Origin of the sequence: Lysinibacillus sp. RC79 (genome assembly GCF_041262405.1) — a bacterium.
GTDB lineage: Bacteria > Bacillota > Bacilli > Bacillales_A > Planococcaceae > Lysinibacillus.
In genome coordinates this window covers 1-5,799 of record NZ_JBGCCD010000062.1, presented here as the reverse complement: position 1 = coordinate 5,799, position 5,799 = coordinate 1, and the positions used below count along the sequence as shown (strand labels likewise).

The 5,799-nt window shown below is 31.9% G+C and carries 5 protein-coding genes; 4 read left to right on the top strand and 1 reads right to left on the bottom strand.

Annotated elements, in window-relative coordinates; genetic code table 11:
• On the top strand, window positions 1–558 hold a 558-nt coding region (locus ABH968_RS27565; protein WP_370049193.1), incomplete at its 5' end, for an IS1595 family transposase.
• A gap of 28 nt (window positions 559–586) precedes the next feature.
• Here ABH968_RS27565 and ABH968_RS27560 read toward each other — a convergent pair.
• Window positions 587–1,201 carry a Type 1 glutamine amidotransferase-like domain-containing protein gene (locus tag ABH968_RS27560; RefSeq protein WP_370049191.1) on the bottom strand — a complete coding sequence of 205 codons (615 nt, stop codon included), beginning with the start codon at window positions 1,199–1,201 and terminating at the stop codon, window positions 587–589.
• 347 nt (window positions 1,202–1,548) lie between these two features.
• Between ABH968_RS27560 and ABH968_RS27555 the strand changes: the two genes are divergently transcribed.
• The 3 genes from ABH968_RS27555 to ABH968_RS27545 all read left to right on the top strand — a co-directional run bounded on the left by ABH968_RS27555 (window position 1,549) and on the right by ABH968_RS27545 (window position 5,529).
• Window positions 1,549–2,721 carry an ATP-grasp domain-containing protein gene (locus ABH968_RS27555; RefSeq protein WP_370049189.1) on the top strand — a complete coding sequence of 391 codons (1,173 nt, stop codon included), beginning with the start codon at window positions 1,549–1,551 and terminating at the stop codon, window positions 2,719–2,721.
• A gap of 39 nt (window positions 2,722–2,760) precedes the next feature.
• Window positions 2,761–4,443, top strand: a complete 1,683-nt coding sequence (locus ABH968_RS27550; protein ID WP_370049187.1) for a methyl-accepting chemotaxis protein — start codon at window positions 2,761–2,763, stop codon at window positions 4,441–4,443.
• A 192-nt stretch (window positions 4,444–4,635) separates the two neighbouring features.
• On the top strand, window positions 4,636–5,529 hold the full coding sequence (locus ABH968_RS27545; protein WP_370049185.1) for a patatin-like phospholipase family protein: 894 nt from the start codon (window positions 4,636–4,638) through the stop codon (window positions 5,527–5,529).
• The last annotated feature ends 270 nt before the right edge of the window (window positions 5,530–5,799 follow it).

Below are 5,799 nucleotides of genomic sequence, written 5' to 3'. Positions count from 1 at the left end.
GAAAGTGATGAGACTTTCTTTCGTGAATCTTTAAAAGGTCGTAGATTTACACATCGTAAACCAAAAAAACGAGGAGAAAAGGATGAAAAACGAGGAATTTCAAATCAGAAAATTGCTGTAGTTGTAGCACAAGATCGAAATAACAATATTATTGCGAGGATGGCGGGTAGAGGTCGTGTGAAAGCAGAAGAAATTGATGCGGTTATCGGGGATTATATAGCCCGTTCTTCTTTGTTATGTACAGACACAGCTACCAACTATAAAAAATTCGCAGCAGCAAAAGATCTTAAACACGAAACAATTAATCTTAATCAAAATCAACGAGTAAAAAAAGGGATATTCCACATACAACACGTTAATAACTTCCACAATCGCTTAAAGGGATGGCTGGAGCGTTTCCAAGGTGTGGGAACTCATTATTTGGATAACTACCTCTATTGGTTCCGTTGGCTTGAATTAGGCAAGAATTTATCATTTGATAAAAGAGTAGAGCAAATGCTTATTTCAGCGTGTCAAAAGTCGAACTATACAACGGTTGAGATGTTGCGAAGTACATAAAATAGACCTCGAAATAGAGGTCAATAAATTACTTTTCTACTGTGATATATTCATCATCTTTTAGTCTCGTAATTTCGCAATTTTCAAGGGTTTCAAATTCTTGGAGTCTATCTTCAATTGTCTTGCTTGTACTATCCTTGAACAAATCTTCTCTGTCGTAGTGAGGAAAAACAAGTTGGTCCGTTAATCCTAATGCTGAAAAATCTTTAGTATTTAGTGTATCCATTTGCGGAGTAAAGGAATGAACGACTTTGATGTTGGGACCAAGTAGAATAGCACCAGCACTAACGCCTACAATAACTACATTTTTTGAAACTAACTGTCTTAGGATTTTATCTGCACCACTCTGTTTAGTATGAAATAGCAAGTTAAATGGATTTCCACCGTTAATGTATATGACATCTTTTTGTGTAAGACTTTCTGGGTTATCAAATTCCAAGTCAATGAAATCAATGTTTTGGAACCCCATTTCTCTAAAATCTTCTTTTGCTTTTTGTGCATACCTATTATTCTCCCTGTGTGGTGAAGCAGTTGTGATAATAGCGACCTTCATATCGTTAACTTCACCATCAATGAGTATTAAAAAGTGGTTTTTTATAGCGTCAGTATAAAAACCATTAGAAGTTAATAATAATTTCAACATAATCAGCCTCCTTCTATTCTCTATTTTGTTTTTGTTATCCTTATTTTAGCAAAAAATTAAAGGGGTTAGAACTTTTGACTCAAAAACAACAATCTTTGAGAAAACAGCCTTAGTTATTTACTTTAGCAAAAGTTAATCTTTATATAGTTAAATACGCTCATTAGTATTTAGATATTTAATTATGCCTTTTATTAATTTCGATGTAATATTACCTATAGTATAAAAAGGTAATATTATGGATTTTATAGGTATTATATATTAAAATAGGTAATAGTTATTTTTACATACTTTTATAGATCATTGTAGGATATGAATATGTAAAAAATATATGGATAGGAGTGTAAAAGTTGATAATACTAGATAGACCTTATGTTTCTGATTTATTAGTGCACACAATTAGTAAGAATAAAATTCCAGTTATCAAATTAAATGAAGTTTTTATACCAAACGAATCTACTATAAATTTAAAAAAGGTAGACGATTTGTTGATTGAATTAGAGAAGAGGAATTGTCCGATTCTCTTTAACTCTGAAAATGGACTTAATATTTTATCAAAATATGCACCTAATCACTATTTAACAACTGTTACAGATATTTTGAAAAATAAAGTTACTTTCAGGAAAACATTAAGTAGACATTATAAAGATTTCTTTTTCACAGAAGTTTCTCTAAAAGAATTAGAAGAATTAGATCCTAGTGCTCTACCTTTCCCTATTATTGTTAAGCCTGTTATAGGATATTCAAGTATAGGTGTACATCGTATTGATAAGGTAGAAGAATATAAAGAAACTATTAAACAACTTAAATTTGAAATGGAAGTTACAAGTTCAGACTATCCAATCGAAGTTATTAATAACCAATCATTTATAATTGAGAAATTAATTGAAGGTGATGAATACGCTGTTGACGTATATTTTACAGAAGACGGGGAACCTGTTATCTTAAATCTTTTTAAAAGAATGTTTAGGCATGAGAAAGACATGAGCGATAGAATTTACTATACGAGTAAGCAAGTAATAAATGAGTCCCTCAACAAAATTCAAGAATTTTTAGGAACTATTTCATCGTTCTTCGCTTTAAAACTTGCCCCTATACATATTGAAATTCGCATCGATAATGAGGGACAGATTGTTCCAATTGAAGTAAATCCACTTAGATTTGCTGGTATCGGTACAAATGAACTTGGCGTTCATGCATATGGTGTAAACGCATGTGAGTACTTTTTTAAACAACAAAAGCCTGATTGGGAAAATATAGTTAATCAAATGGATGATTCAATTTATAGTTTTTGTTGTGCTGAAATAGATGCCTCTATTGATTGTAAGCAAGTTGTATCTATTAATCATGAAGCATTTAAACTAAATTTTGATGAAATTTTAGAATATCGACCAATGAAAGTGAATGAAAGCTCTACCTTTGCTGTAATCTTTCATAAATCACCGGATTTAAATGAGAATATAAGGTTATTGAACTTAGATCTGAATCAATATATTACGTTAAATGAATTGGTATTTGTTTAATAATGATTAATTTTTTTATTACAGTTAGGAGCGTTAATGATGTTTAAAGGTATGACAATTAGAAAGAAAATATTATTAAACGTATTAATGCCTATTGTTGTTATAAGCACAATTTTTAGCTTTGCCATTTTTATTGTAGCTGAGCGTTTAATTGATGGGTATATTATTCCTCAGTTTGAAGAGAGCTTAATGATGAAAATGGAGGATTTTGATGAGCTATTTGATAAAGAATTAATCAATAGTGCTAAAACAAACAAAAGTGCATATCAAGAATTATTGTCTAGAGGAAATGCATTTCAAGAAAAGTATGATTTAGAAAATGTGTATATTATGAGTAAAGTAGATAATAAAGAAGTCATTTTATTTTTAGGCAATGACGATAAGTATTTATCACCACTAGCGTTTACAGATGAACAAAAAGCAGCGCTGGGCACAACTAAAATGGTTACAAGTGATATTTATATAGATGATTACGGTGCTCATAAGTCTACATTTTTACAAGTTCAAGGAACAGATTCTGTCTTAGGATTAGATGAAGATGCAGATTTTATAGTTGATTTAGAAAATTTATTAATAAAAGTATGTGTATTATTAGCACTTATATTTATTGTGGTAAGTGGTATATTAGCATATTTCACTGCTAAAAGAATTTCTAAACCGTTAAATCAACTTGTAGATTACACTAAAGTAATTGCAGCTGGTGATTTAACGCAGGAAATAAAAAATACAAGTAATGACGAAATTGGTCAGCTTGCATCAAGTTTTAATAGTATGCAAGTACAGCTAAAAGATGTTATAGGGCATGTATCCTCAACAGCAGACTATGTAGCAAATGGGTCTAAAGAATTGACTCAAAGTATAGAGCAAGTGACAGAAATGACTAATCAGGTATCAGCGGCGATTCAGGAAGTTTCAGTAAGTAGCGAAATGGTAACAACTGGGGCTATTCAAAATCAAATTGCGATTAGAGAAATATCAGAGGGTATAGTAGAAATTACGGAATCTACCACGAATGTCTCTGATGAATCTATTAAGACATCTGAAGAATCCAATCAAGGTAATAATGTTATTCAACAATCCGTACAAGGAATTGATTCGATTAACGAGCTTTCAAAAGCCTCTATGCAAATGACAGAACAAATGCATCAACGTTCTAAAGAAGTAGGACAAATTACAAATGTAATTACAAGTATTTCAGATCAAATTAATTTACTTGCACTAAATGCAGCTATTGAGGCTGCTCGTGCAGGTGAATATGGAAAAGGGTTTGCTGTTGTTGCAGATGAAATAAGACATTTAGCAGAACAATCTGCCCAATCTGCTAATGACATTACTAAATTAATCTCTGAAATGCAAAACAATTCTAATGAATCTGTTGACGCTATTACGAGAGTAGTAAATGAAATTGATCAAGAGACTGTCGCAATTAGATTGGCTGGAGATACTTTCCGAAAAATCTCATCTCTAATTTCAAACATTAGTATGCGAACGCAATCAATTGCTTCAACAGTAGAACAAATATCAGCAAGCTCTGAACAAGTATTAGGGACTACTGAGACAACTGTGCAATCATTGGAGCAAACATCAGCAGGTACCCAAAACATTGCTTCAACTATGCAAGAGCAATCTGCTTTTATGGAAGAAATGCTAGGAACTGCTAATCAAGTAAACGAGATGGTTGAAAACTTAAAAGGTCAAATTGCACATTTTAAAATTAAGTAATCTAAGCAATAACATAAACTAAGTTAAAAGGATTAGCTCTATCTTGAACAGAGTTAATCCTTTTACTGTTTTTAAATCCGTATGTCAGCATCAAAGTAGTTTGTAAATTCGACAAAATACTCATTGAGTTCGTTCTATTTGTATATAACTCTTTATATAATGTAAAGATTACTTGAAAAAGGAGAGGGAATTTTGTGGATTGATGGTGTTTTTTCTGGTGGCGGTTTGAAGGGATTTGCACTAGTTGGGGCGTATCAAGTACTAGAAGCTGAAAATTTTCGCTTTAAACGGGTAGCTGGGACGAGTGCCGGGGCCATATTAGCTGCTTTTATTGCTGCGGGATATAGCGGAAAAGAAATCCAGACTATGTTAGAAGAGTTGGATGTACCTTCATTATTAGATCAAAGGAAAACAATCTTACCATTCCCGTTTATGAAGTGGGTTAATGTTTATCACCATTTAGGTTTATATAAAGGAAAAGCATTAGAAAAATGGTTTTTTCAAAAATTAGCTGCAAAAGGAGTTTATACATTCGGAGATTTACCTAGAGACTCGTTAAAATTAGTGGCGTCAGATTTAACAAATGGCAGAATGATAGTTTTACCAGACGATTTACAAAAATATCATATTGAAGCGAGGAATTTTTCTGTAGCCAGTGCTTTACGTATGAGCTGTGGTATACCCTTTTTCTTTGAACCTGTTACATTAAAAACAGGAAAAGGAGATTCAGTTATTGTAGATGGCGGCGTATTGAGTAATTTTCCGTTATGGGTATTTGATGATAGAGAAGGGCGTAAAGTGCGACCGATTATAGGGCTTAAATTGAGTAGACGTAGAGAAGAACAACACCCACATGAAATTAAAAACGGATTAAATTTATTTGAAGCTTTATTTTCTACTATGAAAGATGCTCATGATGAAAGGTATATCTCAAGACGGCATGAAAGAGATATTATTTTCATCCCTGTCGATGATTATAGCTCCACACAATTTGATTTAGATGAAGAGACTAAAGAAACCCTTTTAGAGATTGGAAGAAACCGTACTATTCAATTTTTAAAATCGTGGCCAAGGTTTAGGTTATAAAACTTTTAAAAAAAACGAATAAAACTATTGACGTTCTATGAAGTGGATGATATTATATAAAAGTTGCTGCTGAACATTCAGCTAGAACAATATGAAAATAAAATAACTGTTTGACATTAGTTATAAAACATGTTATTATATAAAAGTTGACTCTTAACAAAGAGATAACGATTGTAAATGAACCTTGAAAACTGAACAAGCAAAACGTAATCAATAAAGTTTTTAGTAGCTAACCTTGAGTTGGTGAACGAAACAAAATTTTGGACATCA